Origin of the sequence: Weissella coleopterorum (assembly GCF_011304355.1) — a bacterium.
GTDB classification, from domain to species: domain Bacteria; phylum Bacillota; class Bacilli; order Lactobacillales; family Lactobacillaceae; genus Weissella; species Weissella coleopterorum.
In genome coordinates this window covers 501,034-518,310 of the sequence record NZ_CP049888.1, presented here as the reverse complement: position 1 = coordinate 518,310, position 17,277 = coordinate 501,034, and the positions used below count along the sequence as shown (strand labels likewise).

20 protein-coding genes and 1 other annotated feature are annotated in these 17,277 nt (G+C 33.9%); of the genes, 4 read left to right on the top strand and 16 right to left on the bottom strand.

What is annotated here, in order from left to right; all coding sequences use genetic code 11:
- Positions 1-31: 31 nt before the first annotated feature.
- Entirely contained in the window at positions 32-820 is a 789-nt protein-coding gene (gene map, locus G7084_RS02720; RefSeq protein ID WP_166009836.1) for a type I methionyl aminopeptidase, read from the bottom strand.
- 267 nt (positions 821-1,087) lie between these two features.
- On the opposite strand from map, the gene G7084_RS02715 reads away from it, so the two are divergent.
- Entirely contained in the window at positions 1,088-1,849 is a 762-nt protein-coding gene (locus G7084_RS02715; RefSeq protein ID WP_166009834.1) for a MerR family transcriptional regulator, read from the top strand.
- Between the two features lie 185 nt (positions 1,850-2,034).
- Here the strand turns inward: G7084_RS02715 and G7084_RS02710 are convergent, their stop codons facing one another.
- The 6 genes from G7084_RS02710 to G7084_RS02685 all read right to left on the bottom strand — a co-directional run bounded on the left by G7084_RS02710 (position 2,035) and on the right by G7084_RS02685 (position 8,103).
- Positions 2,035-2,379: an RrF2 family transcriptional regulator gene (locus tag G7084_RS02710; protein WP_246163847.1), complete on the bottom strand. Its 345-nt coding sequence runs from the start codon at positions 2,377-2,379 to the stop codon at positions 2,035-2,037.
- Positions 2,380-2,456: 77 nt separating this feature from the next.
- Positions 2,457-3,086, bottom strand: coding sequence for an NAD(P)-dependent oxidoreductase (locus G7084_RS02705; RefSeq protein ID WP_166009832.1), 630 nt, complete (start codon positions 3,084-3,086; stop codon positions 2,457-2,459).
- Between the two features lie 329 nt (positions 3,087-3,415).
- Positions 3,416-4,714, bottom strand: a complete 1,299-nt coding sequence (locus G7084_RS02700; RefSeq protein ID WP_166009830.1) for a glutamate--cysteine ligase — start codon at positions 4,712-4,714, stop codon at positions 3,416-3,418.
- Positions 4,715-5,412: 698 nt separating this feature from the next.
- A complete protein-coding gene (pnuC, locus tag G7084_RS02695) occupies positions 5,413-6,192 on the bottom strand; it encodes a nicotinamide riboside transporter PnuC (RefSeq protein ID WP_166009828.1) in 780 nt (259 codons plus the stop codon).
- Between the two features lie 706 nt (positions 6,193-6,898).
- A complete protein-coding gene (locus tag G7084_RS02690; RefSeq protein WP_166009826.1) occupies positions 6,899-7,492 on the bottom strand; it encodes an NAD(P)H-dependent oxidoreductase in 594 nt (197 codons plus the stop codon).
- Positions 7,493-7,569: 77 nt separating this feature from the next.
- On the bottom strand, positions 7,570-8,103 hold the full coding sequence (locus tag G7084_RS02685) for a Crp/Fnr family transcriptional regulator (protein ID WP_166009824.1): 534 nt from the start codon (positions 8,101-8,103) through the stop codon (positions 7,570-7,572).
- A 633-nt stretch (positions 8,104-8,736) separates the two neighbouring features.
- Between G7084_RS02685 and G7084_RS02680 the strand changes: the two genes are divergently transcribed.
- From G7084_RS02680 to G7084_RS08430, 3 genes are read left to right on the top strand one after another with little or no spacing between them, the layout of a single operon-like run.
- On the top strand, positions 8,737-9,072 hold the full coding sequence (locus tag G7084_RS02680) for an ArsR/SmtB family transcription factor (RefSeq protein ID WP_166009822.1): 336 nt from the start codon (positions 8,737-8,739) through the stop codon (positions 9,070-9,072).
- Entirely contained in the window at positions 9,069-9,749 is a 681-nt protein-coding gene (locus tag G7084_RS02675; RefSeq protein ID WP_166009820.1) for a type 1 glutamine amidotransferase domain-containing protein, read from the top strand. The genes G7084_RS02680 and G7084_RS02675 overlap by 4 nt, the downstream gene beginning before the upstream one ends.
- On the top strand, positions 9,746-9,976 hold the full coding sequence (locus G7084_RS08430; RefSeq protein ID WP_425508987.1) for a hypothetical protein: 231 nt from the start codon (positions 9,746-9,748) through the stop codon (positions 9,974-9,976). Before G7084_RS02675 ends, G7084_RS08430 begins: the two co-directional genes overlap by 4 nt.
- Positions 9,977-10,202: 226 nt before the next feature.
- Here the strand turns inward: G7084_RS08430 and G7084_RS08425 are convergent, their stop codons facing one another.
- The 9 genes from G7084_RS08425 to rplI all read right to left on the bottom strand — a co-directional run bounded on the left by G7084_RS08425 (position 10,203) and on the right by rplI (position 17,274).
- Positions 10,203-10,976, bottom strand: coding sequence for an ABC transporter permease (locus G7084_RS08425; protein WP_166009818.1), 774 nt, complete (start codon positions 10,974-10,976; stop codon positions 10,203-10,205).
- A 19-nt stretch (positions 10,977-10,995) separates the two neighbouring features.
- Complete coding sequence (locus G7084_RS02660) at positions 10,996-11,733, bottom strand: ABC transporter permease (protein ID WP_166009816.1); 738 nt, start codon at positions 11,731-11,733, stop codon at positions 10,996-10,998.
- Entirely contained in the window at positions 11,720-12,604 is an 885-nt protein-coding gene (locus G7084_RS02655; RefSeq protein WP_166009814.1) for an ABC transporter ATP-binding protein, read from the bottom strand. Before G7084_RS02655 ends, G7084_RS02660 begins: the two co-directional genes overlap by 14 nt.
- 15 nt (positions 12,605-12,619) lie before the next feature.
- The gene (locus G7084_RS02650) at positions 12,620-13,159 is read right to left on the bottom strand and encodes a helix-turn-helix transcriptional regulator (protein WP_166009812.1); all 540 of its coding nucleotides are present in this window, start codon (positions 13,157-13,159) and stop codon (positions 12,620-12,622) included.
- A 348-nt stretch (positions 13,160-13,507) separates the two neighbouring features.
- The gene (locus G7084_RS02645; RefSeq protein WP_246163845.1) at positions 13,508-14,224 is read right to left on the bottom strand and encodes a class I SAM-dependent methyltransferase; all 717 of its coding nucleotides are present in this window, start codon (positions 14,222-14,224) and stop codon (positions 13,508-13,510) included.
- Between the two features lie 351 nt (positions 14,225-14,575).
- Positions 14,576-14,887: a 50S ribosomal protein L27 gene (gene rpmA / locus G7084_RS02640; RefSeq protein WP_166009809.1), complete on the bottom strand. Its 312-nt coding sequence runs from the start codon at positions 14,885-14,887 to the stop codon at positions 14,576-14,578.
- 29 nt (positions 14,888-14,916) lie between these two features.
- Positions 14,917-15,219: a 50S ribosomal protein L21 gene (gene rplU / locus G7084_RS02635; RefSeq protein WP_166009807.1), complete on the bottom strand. Its 303-nt coding sequence runs from the start codon at positions 15,217-15,219 to the stop codon at positions 14,917-14,919.
- A 27-nt stretch (positions 15,220-15,246) separates the two neighbouring features.
- Positions 15,247-15,316 (bottom strand) — a sequence feature (ribosomal protein L21 leader region).
- An 81-nt stretch (positions 15,317-15,397) separates the two neighbouring features.
- Complete coding sequence (dnaB, locus tag G7084_RS02630; protein WP_166009805.1) at positions 15,398-16,804, bottom strand: replicative DNA helicase; 1,407 nt, start codon at positions 16,802-16,804, stop codon at positions 15,398-15,400.
- A 17-nt stretch (positions 16,805-16,821) separates the two neighbouring features.
- Positions 16,822-17,274 carry a 50S ribosomal protein L9 gene (gene rplI / locus G7084_RS02625; protein WP_166009803.1) on the bottom strand — a complete coding sequence of 151 codons (453 nt, stop codon included), beginning with the start codon at positions 17,272-17,274 and terminating at the stop codon, positions 16,822-16,824.
- Positions 17,275-17,277: the final 3 nt, after the last annotated feature.

Sequence of the window (17,277 nt, the reverse complement as noted above, 5' to 3'; positions counted from 1 at the left end):
AAACTTTGAGTAATCACGGTAAATAAAAATTTTATTTTAAAAGGTATTTTGCATCAAATTCGGCATCCTGCGATGTTAAAATTTTCGGACCATCTTCTGTGATAGCAATTACATGCTCATATTGAGCCGACCACGAACCATCAATCGTGCGAACGGTCCAACCATCTTCTTGCGATGTCTCCACTTCCCAACTTCCTAAATTAACCATTGGCTCAATCGTAATCGTCATCCCCGGTCGTAGTCTTAAACCACGCCCCGCAACACCGTCATGTAATACCGTTGGTTCTTCATGCATTGTAGGCCCAATTCCATGACCAGCGTAATCAATTACATTCCCATATCCATTTTCATCCTCAATATAATGGTTCATAACTGCTCCAATATCACCCAAACGATTCCCAACTTGAGCCTGATCAATGCCTAAATACATTGCCTTTAAGGTTACTTCCATTAACTTTTGGATTTCCGGGCTTACTCTACCAACTGCATAACTCCACGCCGAGTCGGAATATGCGCCGTCTAATTCCACAACAGTATCGACTTTAACTAAATCGCCATCTTTTAAAATTAAATCCTTACGAGGAAAGGCGTGGGCAACCTCAGAATTAACCGAAACTGTCGTTGCATACTCAAACCCTTCAAATCCAATTTGAGCGGCTCGCCCACCATGGCTTTCAATATAATTACGACTAAATTCTTCAATATCCCAAGTCGAAATTCCTGGCTTAATAATATTTTTTAATGCCTGGTGCATGCCAGCAATAATCGCTCCTGATTTCTCCATAGCTAAAATTTCACGTTTTGATTTCAATGTTATCATTATCTATCCTCATTTCTATCTCTATCATACCCCAAGTTGGGCATTAAATTAAAAATCAACTTATATAATATAATTAAATGAATTAACACAAAAAATAAACTAAATAAAACGATTTAAATTCAATCAAATCCATTTTAGATGAACCTGACTTGTCAGCAAAAATCAAATTTATCGTGACCTAAATCAATCAATATTTATATTTATTCTTGACCCTACCATAACGGAATAGTTTATGCTTGTAGTAATCAATTAAACAGGAGGTTCACAATGACTTATCTAATTAAAGATTTTGCACAATTAACGGGCGTCTCGGAACGAACACTCCGATACTATCACGAGATCGGGATTTTAATCCCTGAGCGTGCTGACAATGGCTATCGCAAATATACCAGCCGCGATGCCGATCAACTTCAATTAATTTTAATGTATCGCAATCTCCAGTTTGATTTGTCAACAATTAAACAACTGCTCGCTTTACCAGTAAAGCAAAAAATTAAAGAATTAGCGACGCAACAGTCTGTATTGATAAAAAAGCAATCTGAATTAACCCAAGCATTACAACAAATAGCAATCACATTAGCTAATTATCGGGAGGAACAACTCATGAAAGATCCAGAAAAATTTACTGTATTTAAACAAGCTGCAATTACTGAAAATCAGGAATTATTTGGGAAAGAAGTCGTTAGTAAATACGGATCTAAACAACAAAGAAACGCTAACCAACACTTTAAGAATTTAACTACCATTCAATATCAACAAATGCAAACCAATGAAGTGCAATTAATTTTCGAATTACAACAGTATATCGCATCGCCAAACTGGCCTTCGGATTTGGCGCAAAAAATTTTTAACCACCATCAAGCCTGGTTACAATTAGCTAGTCCCGATTATAGTTTAAAAATGCATCGCGCAATCGCCGAAATGTATGTTTCCGATGCACGTTTTACCAATTATTATACTAAACTCATTGGTCATCCGCAGGCTGCGAAAGCATTGAACAGTATTATAAACTATTACGCCATTAAATAGTCCCGTATTTAATACAAAATAAAAGAGGCCTTTTAATTAATTAAAAGGCCTCTTTTATTTATATATTTACCTCGGCTGTTTTTTACCACATTATATCTTTTTTTTGAGTTCTTTAATAATATCAGTCATCACATCAGCCACTGTGATTCCTCGCATATCCTTTTCCATATTATTCTGAACACGTTCTAACTTATTATCCAATGCAATATGGATATTGCCCCCACCGGACAGTCAGGATCTGGGTGCTCATGAAAGTGAAACATTCCTTCGTCATTAACACTGTCAATTGCTTTATAAATATCATAAAAAGTGATCTCATCTATGGGACGAGCCAGTGAAATACCACTCTGCCCTTGGCTAATATTAATAATATTCGCTTTTTTAAGGTCTCCCATCACGTTGCGGACTGTGACCGGATTCACCCCAATACTACTGGCTAAAATATTACTAGTAACTTTTTGCTGATCGTTTAAATAATCTAAAAGCGCAAGCAGATGTACACTGATTGTAAATTTACTTGAAATTTGCATATAAATGATTCCCTCCTGCTTGTAATATAATTTGCTACAACTAAAAAGTCAAATTATATCTATTACACCTTTGGTTCTTATTCACCAACCACACTAATTCGTTGTTGCACATGCTGACCGGATTCAATCTCATCCACCATGGCCAGCGCATAATCAGCATATGAAATAATGCTTTCGCCCTTTTTATTGAGTGTCAATTCTTCACCACCTAAAATATATGTACCCATCCTTTGACCATCACTATTAAATTCACCAGCTGGACTTACATAGGTCCATTTTACATCAGTATATTGTCGCAATGCGTCTAACGCGTTTTGATGTGCTTGAACCACAGGTAAAGCTTCTTCCGCAAATTCAGTTACATCCAAAACCGTTTTAGTATGTTCCGGATTAATAAAGAGGCTCCCTGCACCTCCAACCACTAATAAACGGGTCGCTGTATTTTTCAGAAGATCAGCTAAATGAATAGCGGCATCTGGAATAATATGGACCGTATCTGGTGCCCACGCACCAACAGCATCCACTATGACATCAAACCCGACTAAATCATCTTGGGTTAAATCTAAAATATCTTTTGACACAACGTTTTTTGCTTGGTTAGTGTTTGCTTCTCTAATAAATGAAGTAACATCCATACCCCGCTCAACTGCTTCTTTTACAATTAGTTTTCCCACACGCCCATGGGCAGCCATTACTGCAATTTTCATATTCATTTCCTCCAAAACTTCCTTGACTTGTAGTGTCGCACGTTACAAGTGTAAGGATATCTAACTCATTGCAACTTGTCAACCGAATTGTTACAAGTTGTAGAGAGACTTCTCTTATTTATGGCAGTCAATTAAAAAGAGCCCATCATTATATCTGATGAGCTCTCCGCCTATGATGTGCATAATTCAATTATATTTATTATCAAACAAAATAAGCGCTCAAGATTAAGTGATTTAGTTTCTTATTTGAAGCAAACACCGCTTGATTTATGCTTCATTTTAAAGTTCTCAAATAAACATTTTTAAACCTCACTAAGTACCATTATTAATTAAAATAAATGCGCTTTAAGATCATCACTATTTACTCGCCCATCAGAATCTTCAAAAACGCTTTTGATTGTTTGTATCTTTGGGGTTTCCATTTTGTTTAATGTCGCTTGATTCAGCGCAAAATCATTCAAACTTCCATTTTTAATATTAGCAATTAATCTGGCGCTAATCGTATTTTCTGGATTTTGAAGTTGAGACGTCAAACGATTTAAAACATCGTAGAAAACTTGACCTGCTTGAATTTGATAGGCAAATTTTTTCAAATCATCAATAAAACTCCACATCTTACCTCGATGTAATTTATCGGTGGGAGAACTTAAGGAGACTTCTTCATTCACTTGATCAGCCTGTGTTAAATTAAAGGGTCCTTCCTCATATTCAATAAAATATGCCGCCATTAACCGAATTAAATGAACTGCATCTGCGCTAATTCCATCTCTGGACCAAGGATCGAAATCTAACACTCGTAGTTCAATATGATCAATCCCCTCGGAAGCAAGATGATTTAAATCCTGTGTTCCCCGTAAACGAACCGGTGCATGAAAATCATTGTCAGCAAACAATTCGCCCGTCCTAATTCCATTTAATATCTTAGCAACATATTTTTCCACTGATGAATAATCACCTGGGTATCTAGTCCCAAAACCTAACTTACTTTGTCTGATACTCCTGACAAAGTTAACCGCATGCTGTGATTCTAGAAAATAATTTTCTTCGGCAATCGGGCTGGCACCAAAAAAATACGTTAAAACATAACGATTCTTCATAAAGCCTCTGGCAACTTTCATGTACAATTCGTTGATCTCATCACGACTCAAATCATTTGATTCGATGAATTGCAGATTTAATCCTAGATTAATATGCACTCCAGTTGGCGTGGCCCGTTGAAAATTATGCCTTTGTACCCAATTAATAAAATATGCACGCTTCTCAGCAGTTGTATGCGCAATATCAATGTCCGCCAGATTTTTCGGTAAAGTTGGTGGCATTGATAGCGGCCACAATAATTCTTCTTCAGCTAAAGATGCTTTCAAGACATTACTAATTTTATCTAGCGCTACAAAGGCCTGTTCTGCGGTCTGGGCTACCGGTGTCACCACCTCTGTCATGGTTTCCATGAAATCAGTTGTTATCCAAGCATTTTCGACTTCATTACCGATTCCTTTTGGATATGGAAATGTACTGATTTCACCCGCCAAGTTAACCCGATGTCGTTCAACTTCAAAACCAATTCTAAAATTCAATAAATGTCGAAAATCATACCCTTTTTTTGAAATTTCATTTTCACTTTTCAACATCAGCATCCCCCACTTTCAACTAGCAATCGCATTAATTTTAAACATCGACACAACCTACGTAACAGCTTATTCAAAAAATTAATTTAAATTATTATAAGCTGACGTAAAAATATTCAATCATGCTTTCTTAAATTATCAATATAAAAACACATTTTTCGGAACCATCTTGACTACTATATTATAACATTTATACATATTGGTCCTTTAATGATCAGTCCCAAAAGCAATCCCTCGGGGTCAACATCATACCATCCTCAACGGCAATTGACCCCGATTTCCGCTATTATTGATTGGACTCAATTAATCATATTTTTGGTTTTATTGCTTGCTTATATTTTTATAAATAGATCTTAAAAAATAGCGATCAATATTATCGTTTTTAATCTATCAGATTGATAATAAGTGAACCTAAATTTACTTAGTTAATCAAAAAAATTTTAGGGGAGAATCCTTCAAAACATATTTGTCCATTATCATCTTAAATCATAAAAAATCCATTAGATCAGACCTGATCTAATGGATTTCATGATAATTAATTTCTAAAATAACTTTAAGCCACTAGTCCAATGCACTTTTTTAATTTCAAAAGCCGTTATTATCAAAAATACTTTTAATCTAGCATACTTCAACCATTAATGGTCTACTACTAGTCTTATGACAATATCGAAATAGAGATATGAGCCTTTTATATCTAGTTTTTATTTTTTCTTTTTATATGACCAAGAACTAATCGTTAAGGCCAATCCATCGTTCATCAAATACAAAATATAGTTAAAAAATAATACCAAAGAATCTGGATGACCCGATTTCAATGTTATGCCCCATAATACGATAGAGAAAATTCCGCTAAAGGTGAAGCCAATATACGCTAACTTATAACGGAACAATAACAACATTCCCGCCATAACACCCATTGTAGCTTCGAATGAATCAATCAACGCTCGCGGACTGCGAAAAACATACATATCCATCAATAATAAGAAGATCCAAAGCAAAACCCCGCCAATCGACAGCATCATATAACCAAACTTATCCATATTATGTGTTTCCCGCGCTGTCCAACGGTCTCCGAGCATCAGAGAACCTACGTCAAGCGTTATTCCATAAACAAATTGCATGAATGCATTAGCATAATTCCCAGTAGCGATTGATACCAGCGCGATCAATGTCGCAGAAATCAAGCCAGCCAAGCCTTGTAATCGAGAACTATTTGAGATGGCACAAACACAGGTAAATCCGATAATTGATCCTAACCATGATGGAATTGAAAGGGGATTAAAGGGAGTCATAAAAAAACCAGTGTAAGTTAACACTACTAAACCGAAGACCCAAAAAACATAATATGTTTTTGACCATCCCGAAATACCGCGCACATAAAATTGTGGAGAAAATACTTCTTTAAAATTCGCCTTTATTTCTTTCCAAGATAGATCACTAAAAATATTATCCGAAAAATGAGACTTACTTACTTGTTGCATACGAAAAACACCATATCTGCATCATCTTATAAAACGTTCGACTGCAGTTCCTTTTATTGACCATCACGCAGGCCCGGTTGTTTATTTCTGTCAGAGTTTGACCGTCTGACTTAGCTGACGTACAGCTAAAGTTCTTTTATTTAATGCGCGCTTACTTCGCCCATAGATAAGTTTATACTGACCTTCTAGGTCACAAATTTGCAAGGAAACCCAACTGCGCCTCCCATTATGCCAAGGCATTAATTTTGCACAATATCTTACATAACCAGTGAGTTTAGTTGTTAATTAAATATGCTTAAAATACCAATAACTTTAAGGTTTAAGCTGCCATTTATTATTCAAGCAACCCACTTTATGATTTAAAACGACTTAAATTATTATACGCTCCTTCTTGTCTATTACAACTATATTCTATAAGCTTTTGTGCATATCATTTCCTAGTACTAATCAGACTAATTTTAACCTCCACCCAGAAGCATGGCATGAATTATTTAAGCATTATCCCATACAACATCGATCAAAAGCTGCTTTGATTTAGTCAAAATATAATTATTTCATCAATTTATCTTATATTAGATCGAGAATTTTTTTCAATGTTTTGAATCCTTTTTATAGCATAAAAAAAACCAGGTGAATTAATCATCTGGTACTTACAACCCTAGAACGGATAAAATTATCAATATTACCAAAAAATAAATATTTTCCCTTACGATTCCATTTTCGAAAATGTACGTTCAATTTTTTTCAGCCATTTTACTCTTTTTTCAGGCTTAACCATTTTAATCATGTTAAAACTCATCCACTTAACATTCTTCATGCCTGATTTTTTAAAGGTTCCCTTTATTAAAGCTTTTTTCACCGCATTACCATCGATTAATTTATACATTACTTTTGGGGTATTCATCGTAGTAATAACTGTTGTAGACTGCAAATTTGGCAAAAGACTAACCATACTCAATCCATTTTTCTTATAATCATATGTTAATCCCGGGTAGATAACCTTATCAATAAATCCTTTGGTCATGGCTGGCATTAATTCCCACCAAATCGGAAAAATAAAGACAACGTGATCAGCTTGATGAATCTTTTCAGCATAACTGATGGCCATTGGATCAACTGCTTGATGTTTTACAAAGCCTAATAGATCATTAGCATTCATTACCGGATTAAAATTTTCCTTATCTAAATCGATGACCTCATAATCGCCATGATTCTGATTGATTCCGTTAATTACTGCTTCTAAAATTGCGTGGTTATAACTTCCATCATACGGATGATTATAAATAATTAATGTTTTCATATTAGATTCTCCCTTATTAATTTGTATCTACATAATAAGCCGCAATCAAGCTGTTGTAATTAACATAAGATAATTCATCATTTAATTCTTTTTTTGATTCTACTTAAAGAGACTGGCGTAATTCCCAAGAAGGATGCAATATATTGTGCGGGCACCCGTTGTATCAGTTCATTATTTTTTTCAAGTAATGAACGATATCTTTTTTCAGGAGATTCTTTAATTCTTGATAAAAAGTACTCCGTGTACGCAATCAAGCGTTCAGATAATTGATCTATCATCATTTTCCTTAAATCTGGTGAATCGCTCAATAAGTTGTCTAACTTTGCTTTTTCCAAAATTAAAACATCAGTATCTTCGATCGTCTCGATGGAAAACACACTCGTTTTTTTTAGATGAAAACTTTCATATGACGATACTACTTGGCCTTCAAAGAAAAATTGAAAAGTTATTTCTCTTCCGTCATCGTTATTCCAAAGACGTATTGCGCCCTTTTCAATAAAATAAATTTTATCAGCTATATCACCTTCCAAAAGCAAAGTGGTATTTGCAGAAAAACTTTTTTTATCCCAATCATTTTTTCCTTTATAATTAATTAAATTAATTATATTCATCAGCCCCACCCAGATAGATAAATTGTCAATTTATCAGTTATTTTATTACTCAGATTAAAAGTAATTATACTTCATATTTAGATAAGCATTTATTAAATCAACCGTTTTAAATATGAATATTTAAACATCAATTAGTCTATGTAGGTTGTTAATTTATTTGTACCTTCATTGTTCAAAAAATATTATCTCAATGAATGGTAGAAACTAATCGTTTATTAGCAAAATTTCAAGAAAATTAAAATGACGAATACGTTTCGCACGAATAAATTAATCGGCTTAATCTAGATGTTTTTGCAAATATCAATGATCTAGCCTAGGTTTATTGATTAAACATAGCGCCCTTTTTAGATGGTTACCATCAAAAATCCCTCATTTATGGATCGACTTTAAATTTCATTTTTAATTACATTCAAAATTCAAATTAATTTATATACTAATTTTAAAAATTTTCATGATAATATTCCTGGCGTTAGATGCTGAAAATTATTCAAAACCGTATCTGTTTTCGGATTAAAATTACAGTTGAGGCCCTAAGATTATCTTAATCCATTCAATTTGACAATCTCATCACCTAATGGTTTAACAATTTAAACCATTAGAATGAATCCAAAATTATCAAAGAGGCCATATTAAATGTCAAATTATTCGCAACTTCAGAAGGATCTAAATGCCGTAAGTGGACTTTTGATTGCATTAGGTGACCAAAAACGCCAAGCAATTATTATTAAACTTCTAGAAAATATAAACTGTGATGGGCTTCAAGTGAGTCAACTTATAGATGCAACGCAACTATCTCGACCGGCTATATCTCATCACTTGAAAATATTAAAAGATGCCAAAATTATTAACTACCAAAGCAAAGGTACTAAAAATTTTTATTATTTAAATCATGAAACTGATGAAATCAATAAACTACAAAGCTTCTTAGACGAAGCCATTACTATCATGAAACGAGATACTTTAAAATGAAAAAAATTTTAATTGTGGAAACTAATATTCAAAATTATCAGGGTACACATGACCCTACTGGACTATGGTTAGGCGAAACCGTTGAATTTGTTGATGAAATACAAAGATTTGGTTTCGATATTGACTACGTAAGTCCAAATGGCGGATTCATTCCTCTCGATCCTCGAAGTATGAAATACACTGATGATTCCATAATGGCCCTTTACCGTAATCCTAGTTTCATTGAAAAGGCATTAAGAAATACACTCAAACCATCTGAAGTTAATCCTAATGACTATATTGCTATTTATTACACGGGCGGTCATGGTGTTATGTGGGATTTCCCAGATAATAAAGAGCTTAAATCTATTGCACGAGCAATCTATACGCATCACGGTTACTTATTATCTGTTTGTCATGGGATTGCCGGTCTATTAAATCTGAAAGATGATAAGGGAAACTTCATTATTAAAGATAAAAATATAACAGGCTTTACAACTACAGAAGAATTTTTAGCCGGCAAAACCAAGATCGTACCATTTTTAAATCAACATGTAGCTACAAGCCATGGGGCTAAATTTCAAAAGAAACGCTTTTACACAGACTTTGCTATTACAGATGGGCGGATCATCACTGGTCAAAATCCATTCTCAGTTCGCTCGGTTGCAAGACAGTTCATTCAGGAAATTAAGAAATGATACAAACCATTCTGGGAAGTAATGGACCAATTGGTCATGAATTAGCTTTAGAATTATATCGTAAATATACGCATAATATCCGTTTAGTTAGTCGCCACCCTATACGAATCAATTCTGATGATGAACTAGTGACAGCTGATATGACTAGTTATTTGGAAAAAGGACGTCCGACTATCAACAGCTGCAAATTTTTTTTGACCCAACTTCTGGATACTTTGAACGAATAATATCAAAAATAATAAAATTAAAGCCGAAAATAGCTTTGCCCTTAATTTCATTTTTTTATCTTTTCAATTAATTTAAATAGCTGTTCTGATTTAGCCTTTGTCTCTTCCGACATCAAAAGTATTTGCTCTTTTAAGTACATAAAAACCACCCTATTTTCCTTCAATTAAAATAAAAAGAGCTCATCAGATAACTGATGAACTTCCCCACTTTTTTGAAAAATAATTATCAAAATCTTTTACTTCTAAAGATTATAAAGCCAATAAATAACAATAATATAATATATCCAATCCCTCCATACAACATTTGAACGTTACTCAGTCTAGTCATATCATGATAAGAATTGTAATTATAATATTGAGTTGTTAAATGTGTTGAGATGTTCAACGGGTTCCAACGAGCAATATTCATTAAAGACTTATAACTATATATAATACTATTAGATATTCCACTTCCCATAAAAACAGTTAAAATACTTAATGTTATTACAACCTCACTAGACTTTATTAATATCGATAATAAACATACAAAACTAATTACGATCATAGTAGCAATAATATCTAAAAAACTAGTCTTCAATAAATTAATTATCAGTGGTTCATTATACTGATATATATTTAGCCACGATGAAATACTTTTATTCAATATAGTAATGGATAAAATCATTGTGTAGATGATAGCAACTACATGTAGCAGTATATCGTATAAAAAAAGGGTAATTATCTTGGCCCAAAATGCTATATGTTTACTCTTCGATTTGTATAGTAATAACCATATAGTGTTATTTTTAAATTCCATTGAAAAAATAGTTGATCCCACTAATATTAGTAAAAATGGTGATATAGTGTCTAATCCGAATGATCCCATTATTAATAATTTGCTATATTCACTTCTAAGTGATGCTCCCATAATAAGCATAAAAATAAATGTCAATATTAACGAAATCCATGATATTTTTCGTTTTGATAATTTCTTTAATTCCTTGGCCACACTAACAAACATTATAAGTTCCTTTCACTATTCAAATTCTCCGCTTTTTAAATAATAAATAACCAAAATACAGAAATAATAAAGAATACGTAATATTACCAATAATTAAATCAATACTTGATAGTCCGCTAATATATTTAAACTTAGAATTATTCAGTTGACTAATGATATAAATCATATTAAGTGGGTTCCACTTTAATATATTATGAAAGTTTGGAATAAGTTGCATTATAAATCCGGAAATCGTTGTTCCTAGAAAACCCATAAATAATCCACTACCAACTACAGCTATATTAGATTTGAAAATTGGTAGTAAAAGGAAAGACAAAGCTATCATAAAGAATGAATATATAAGCGTGCCGAAAAAATTTATAAGTAGTTCATTAACCTGATTAATACTAAATGAATCTCCAAAAAGATAACCAACCATGAGCGTTAGTATTAATGAAAATAAGACTAACAAAATACCGTAAACACTAACTACAAATAATTTATTAATATATATAGTTAATTTATGATCCTGTTTATAAAATAAATTCAATATAGTTCCATTCGCATACTCCATATCCATAAAGTTTCCGGCAACCATCATCATAATAATAGTTACCCATTGAGTACTTCCAAAACCAGACTGAAATGCCATTTTGATATTATTTGTAGTTATAGCAAAATAGATCATTAAGGAGACCAACATTACAAATCCCCATTTACCTAAACTTTGCCTTACAAATTTTCTGAACTCACTTTTCAACTTACTATAATTGGTCATTTTCATACCTCTTTTCAGAGGAAATCAATTCAATAATCTTATCTTCAAAATTGATAGAATTATTTTCAAGATCCAATATATATACATCTTCACTTACTAACATTTTCTGTGTTAATACCACATCATGTGCACTAATAACCAAATAACTTTCTTTCAATTCAAAGTTAATATTATTTTCATTTAATATATCTATCGTTTTCTTTATATCACTAGTAACCATTTTCAATTTAGTGTTATCTATAAATTCATCGATCGATTTATCTAATATTACGCAACCATGTTCAATTAGAATAATATTGGTCATTATTTTTTGTAATTCTGACAAAATATGACTAGATATTAAAAACGACGTACCTCTGGCTGAATAATTCTTAATAATATTTCTAATAAGTATTGTGGATTCTAAATCTAGTCCATTCATAGGTTCATCAAGTATCACCAGTTCTGGATTATTAACTAAAGCCATTGCAATGCCTAGCTTTTGCTTCATTCCCAATGAATAATTTTTTACATTAGCATGAATATATCCACCCATATTCAATAATCCTACCATTTCAACTATTTCATCTTCAGTCTCACAGTAGAGTTGTATATTTTCATATCCTGATAAGAAAGGATACACAGCTGGATGCTCAATTAAAGCCCCAACATTTTGTAAAATACCATGCTTATTTTCAGTAATTAAAGCATCGTTAAAAATAATTTCTCCTGTAAATTTCGTCAGCCCTAAAATAGTTTTCATAATCGTTGTTTTTCCTGCACCATTAGAACCTACTAAACCAACTATTTCTCCAGGATTTATTTCAAAAGAAACGTCTTTAATTATTTTGTTTTTCCCAAAATATGTATTAATATTTTTAACACTAAGCATTTTATATCTCCTACATTATTTCCCATCAGGTACATACGTTTCATAAAATATCGAATTAACATTGTATCTTATGTATGACTTAATGTACTTAAATAATTTTTTCCAAATAACATATACAACTAATGTTCCTAATATTCCCAAGCCAAAATATACAAATGAGTCAACTATTTCCATAGTGGAGAAATTTTGCTGTTCAAAAATAAATAAATATAGTTGCCAAAAAGGAAAGCCAACTCCAACTAAGATTAGTAAAACAACAATTAATATAAAACTTATACTGGGAAATAAATATGGAATTAAAAAATAATTTAGAGTCAGCATGCCAATTAATGCCATTAAATTTAGTCTCTTTTTTATAATCATTCTATTTTCTCCAATAATTCTCGAAATAGATTCATTATATAATTCTGATAAATCAACCAGAGCTAAAATAGGGGGTAATGGTTCAGCGTTTTCCCAGTGGGATACGGTCTGTCTAGTGACATTCAATGAATCAGCTACTTCTTGTTGTGTGAGCTCTTTCTCTAACCTAATAATCTTTAAATTATTTTCCATAATTACGTCCCCTTATATTCAATATATAGCTCTATGCTGATAAATTTACTAGCAAAATATTTTTAACATGCCCACATAACGGCATTGCATCTTAATGTTAATTATAAATATATTTATTTCGTATAACAAAAAAACCACCCAATTTTCCTTCAATTAAAATAAAAAAAGCTCATCAGATAATTGATGAACTCCATTAAGCATTATTTCACTTCTTCTTACGTCTTAATTTTCTAAGCATTGGAATAAAAATGGTAACCATTAAAACTAATGGGATTTTCATTTTTAAATTCCTCATTTCTTCCATATAACAAGTTAGATTTAGAGGTTTCGCAAGTACCTCAAATATATTTAATTTTGCTTTTTGGAAGCCATTACTAAATATGTTGCCATCCATGGACCAGTCCACCAACCGTTCATTCCATATGTTTTCACGTTAATACTGTCCATCCCAGCCTGATTCAAGACCTCAGCATATTCTCTTTTATTATGCCCGGTATCAACAATAATTAATTTCCCATCATGACCTAAAACACGAACCGCCTCTAAAAGTGCCCTTTTTCGTTCAATTTTTGGTTTGATATTATGAAAAGCCAGACTTGATACTACTAAGTCATATTCTCCATCGCCTGAAGGTAATGACCGCATATCGGCGGTTTTAATATCTACCTGACCTGCTAAATCATTTTCTTGAATGATTGCTTCTGTAGCTTCGATTCCATTATTACTCTGATCATCACTATTCCAAATATCTATCCCCATAGATTTTTTTGTTGATGATAGCTTATCTGACATTTGTAATAGCACACTGGCATGCCCAGTTCCCAAATCTAATACATGATATGAAGATTGTGATAATTCACTATTAATAATTGATGACCATATTTTTTTCTTACCTCTAGTAGAAGTATTAATAAAAATAACTCCCCCTAAGATCATTAGAACACCATATCCAATAGTCCACAAATAGCCATCGTATTGATGAAATACCGCCACGAATAATAACGCAATTAAACCTGCCAGTATATATAGTATTGGTACTAAAGGCGCATCTAGTCCATTCTTCATCAATTTTTTCAAAATGCAATGACCAACTTTCAAAATTTTTATTTCAGTATATCATTATCAAATATTTCCCGCTGTATCATTTGTGCACTATTATTGTAGGTAATTCAAATTTAGGGTTTAGAGGGTCAGAAGGGATGCAAAATATCTTAATTTTATTTTTTACATCATACCCCAAACCTCGCTTCGAAAACTATGAAAAGTGACAACAAGTGACATCTATTCAAATAGAATATGAGCAATATCATTCAAAAGCATTGAACAACGATCCTCTGTACATTTTCTAAAAAAACACAAAAAAACCCATCAAATCAGTAAAGATCTAATGGATTTCATTATAATTAATTTTTAGAATTACTTTGCAATAACAGTCTTATACTCTTCACGAGAAATAACTGAAACTTGGCGTTTGTCACGGCCCAAACGACCGAACTTTACCACACCATCAGCTTTAGCATACAAAGTATCATCATTTCCACGACCAACGTTTACACCTGGATAGATGTGTGTTCCACGTTGACGGTAAATGATTGATCCTGCCTTGATGTCTTGTCCATCGGCACGCTTAGTACCAAGGCGACGACCTGCTGAATCACGTCCGTTAGCAGATGAACCTCCACCTTTGTGGTGGGCAAGCATCGTCAAGTTAGTCAAATTCAATTGCATGATTTTATCCTCCTATATTCGATGTACGATTAAGCAATAGTGTCAATGACAACCTTAGTATAAGGTTGGCGATGACCTTGCTTACTGTGTGAGTGCTTCTTTGGCTTGTACTTGAAAGTAACAACCTTCTTTTCCTTACCTTGCTTAGCAACGGTTCCAGAAACCGAAGCACCGTCAACGTAAGGTGCACCTACAGTACCGTCTGCGTAGACAACTTTATCAAAGACAACTTTGTCCCCTTCTGCAGCGTCCTTCTTTTCGACGTAAATTACGTCACCGGCAGAAACCTTATATTGCTTTCCACCATCCTCAATGATTGCATATGATGCCATGAGTATGAGACCTCCTATTAGATATATTATATAACTTAGACTCACCTTATCCGCAGTCTGTGACTTTAAAACGGGGTTCGAGTGGTTGCAGTTTGTGGAAGCCACAAACACAACAATATTATTCTACTTTATTTGCGTTTCTTTTTCAAGGTTTTAATTACATTTATCATGATTAATATTAACCAAATGGATTATCGTCATCATTATGATAATAATCAAAATTTGAAAATTTACTATAACTTTTTTGGAAAAGCATTTTTGCCGTTCCACGTGAACCAGAACGATTTTTTTCAATAATCAATTCAATTGGTCCATCTTCATCTTGTTGCCCAGCAGCGTTGCTATCACCGTTGTCATCTTCTTGCCGGTAATAATCCTCTCGATATAAGAAACCTACAATATCGGCATCCTGTTCGATCGAACCAGAGTCACGAATATCAGAAAGTACTGGTCTTTTATCCTGACGCTGCTCCACTCCACGCGAAAGCTGCGCCAATGCAATAATCGGAACTTCTAATTCCATCGCCATTTTTTTTATATTCCGCGAAACAGATGAGACGGCTTGTTGCTGTGATTCGTTGGTCGTTCCTTCAACCAATTGGAGGTAATCGATAATGACTAACCCCAATTGACCAGTTTGCTTCTTCAGACGCCGTAACTTGGAACGAATCTCAGTAATTTTAATTCCCGCAGTATCATCAATATAGAGTTGGGTGCCACTTAACGATGCCATCGCAATCGTTAATTTACTCCACTCTTCATCCGTCAATGCTCCGGTTCGCATATTCTGTGAATTAATATTTCCTTCAGACGCCAGCATTCGATTTACTAATGAGACCGCTGGCATTTCCAAAGAAAAAATTGCTACTGGCAAACTTGGATTCATAACTGCCACTTTTTGAGCAACGTTCAATACAAACGCCGTTTTACCAACTGCAGGACGCGCAGCGACGACGACCATTTCTCCTGGATGAAAGCCCGTAGTTAGATTATCTAATTCACGAAAACCGGAAGCTAAACCAGTAATTTTTTCATCAGTCCGTGCATTCCGCTCAATCTGATCAAAAGACTCATTGACGACCTGTGCGATAGCTTGGAAATCTGCGTCACCATCGTTAATATCAATATTATCCAGCGAACCAGACATTCGAGCAATCAAATCACCCACTGATTCTATATCAGTATAACCTGCTTCTGTTCCATCGGCTAAAACATCTAGCAATGAGCGCCGCAGCGATTTATCTTTGACGATCTGTGCATAAGTTGCGGCATTCCCCGCAATTGGTACGACCATCCCCAATTCAGCCAGGTAACTCGTCCCACCTGAATTTTCGAGTTGATTCATTCCGCTCAATTGGTCTTGCAAAACCAATGGGTCAATTGGCCGACCTGCATCATCCAAAGCGAGCATCGCTTGGTAAACTAACCGATTTCTGGTTTGAAAAAAATCATGAACTTGGACAATGCTGCTAACTGTCGCTAAAGTATCTGTGGGGTCCGTACTAATCAAAATCGACCCTAAAACCGCTTGCTCCGCAAAACTATCTTGGGGAGCATTTTTATAATCAACGACTTCATCTGCCATTATTTTAATCCCTATTTTTATTGTTCATCAGTATGAATGCGGAGGTTCGCTTCCACATTTTTATGGAGCTTTACCTTCACATTGCGATATCCTAATGATCGAATTGGTTCCTTCATATCCATCTTGCGCTTATCTAGCTTAATCCCTAATTGTTGCTCCGCCGCAACCACAATCTGCTTTGATGAGATGGCGCCAAATAAACGACCATCTGAGCCCGCTTTAGCTTTTAACTGGATCACTGCATCTTCTCGTTCTAATTTAGCTTTCAAGGCTTCTGCAGTCTGTACTTCTTCAGCGGCTTCACGGTCTGCCGCGCGCTTTTGCCCCTTCAGTGCTGAAACATTAGCATTCGTTGCCACTTCGGCTTTCTTATTTTTAATTAAGAAATTATTGGCATACCCATCAGGGACATCTTTAACTTCCCCTTTTTTCCCGCGTCCTTTAACATCTTCTAAAAATATAACTTTCATTTT

Bases quoted from the DNA above. Each gene is read 5' to 3' on its own strand.
- map (WP_166009836.1), bottom strand. From the start codon at position 820: ATGATAACATTGAAATCAAAACGTGAAATTTTAGCTATGGAGAAATCA.
- G7084_RS02715 (WP_166009834.1), top strand. From the start codon at position 1,088: ATGACTTATCTAATTAAAGATTTTGCACAATTAACGGGCGTCTCGGAA.
- G7084_RS02710 (WP_246163847.1), bottom strand. From the start codon at position 2,379: ATGCAAATTTCAAGTAAATTTACAATCAGTGTACATCTGCTTGCGCTT.
- G7084_RS02705 (WP_166009832.1), bottom strand. From the start codon at position 3,086: ATGAAAATTGCAGTAATGGCTGCCCATGGGCGTGTGGGAAAACTAATT.
- G7084_RS02700 (WP_166009830.1), bottom strand. From the start codon at position 4,714: ATGTTGAAAAGTGAAAATGAAATTTCAAAAAAAGGGTATGATTTTCGA.
- pnuC (WP_166009828.1), bottom strand. From the start codon at position 6,192: ATGCAACAAGTAAGTAAGTCTCATTTTTCGGATAATATTTTTAGTGAT.
- G7084_RS02690 (WP_166009826.1), bottom strand. From the start codon at position 7,492: ATGAAAACATTAATTATTTATAATCATCCGTATGATGGAAGTTATAAC.
- G7084_RS02685 (WP_166009824.1), bottom strand. From the start codon at position 8,103: ATGAATATAATTAATTTAATTAATTATAAAGGAAAAAATGATTGGGAT.
- G7084_RS02680 (WP_166009822.1), top strand. From the start codon at position 8,737: ATGTCAAATTATTCGCAACTTCAGAAGGATCTAAATGCCGTAAGTGGA.
- G7084_RS02675 (WP_166009820.1), top strand. From the start codon at position 9,069: ATGAAAAAAATTTTAATTGTGGAAACTAATATTCAAAATTATCAGGGT.
- G7084_RS08430 (WP_425508987.1), top strand. From the start codon at position 9,746: ATGATACAAACCATTCTGGGAAGTAATGGACCAATTGGTCATGAATTA.
- G7084_RS08425 (WP_166009818.1), bottom strand. From the start codon at position 10,976: ATGTTTGTTAGTGTGGCCAAGGAATTAAAGAAATTATCAAAACGAAAA.
- G7084_RS02660 (WP_166009816.1), bottom strand. From the start codon at position 11,733: ATGACCAATTATAGTAAGTTGAAAAGTGAGTTCAGAAAATTTGTAAGG.
- G7084_RS02655 (WP_166009814.1), bottom strand. From the start codon at position 12,604: ATGCTTAGTGTTAAAAATATTAATACATATTTTGGGAAAAACAAAATA.
- G7084_RS02650 (WP_166009812.1), bottom strand. From the start codon at position 13,159: ATGGAAAATAATTTAAAGATTATTAGGTTAGAGAAAGAGCTCACACAA.
- G7084_RS02645 (WP_246163845.1), bottom strand. From the start codon at position 14,224: ATGAAGAATGGACTAGATGCGCCTTTAGTACCAATACTATATATACTG.
- rpmA (WP_166009809.1), bottom strand. From the start codon at position 14,887: ATGCAATTGAATTTGACTAACTTGACGATGCTTGCCCACCACAAAGGT.
- rplU (WP_166009807.1), bottom strand. From the start codon at position 15,219: ATGGCATCATATGCAATCATTGAGGATGGTGGAAAGCAATATAAGGTT.
- dnaB (WP_166009805.1), bottom strand. From the start codon at position 16,804: ATGGCAGATGAAGTCGTTGATTATAAAAATGCTCCCCAAGATAGTTTT.
- rplI (WP_166009803.1), bottom strand. From the start codon at position 17,274: ATGAAAGTTATATTTTTAGAAGATGTTAAAGGACGCGGGAAAAAAGGG.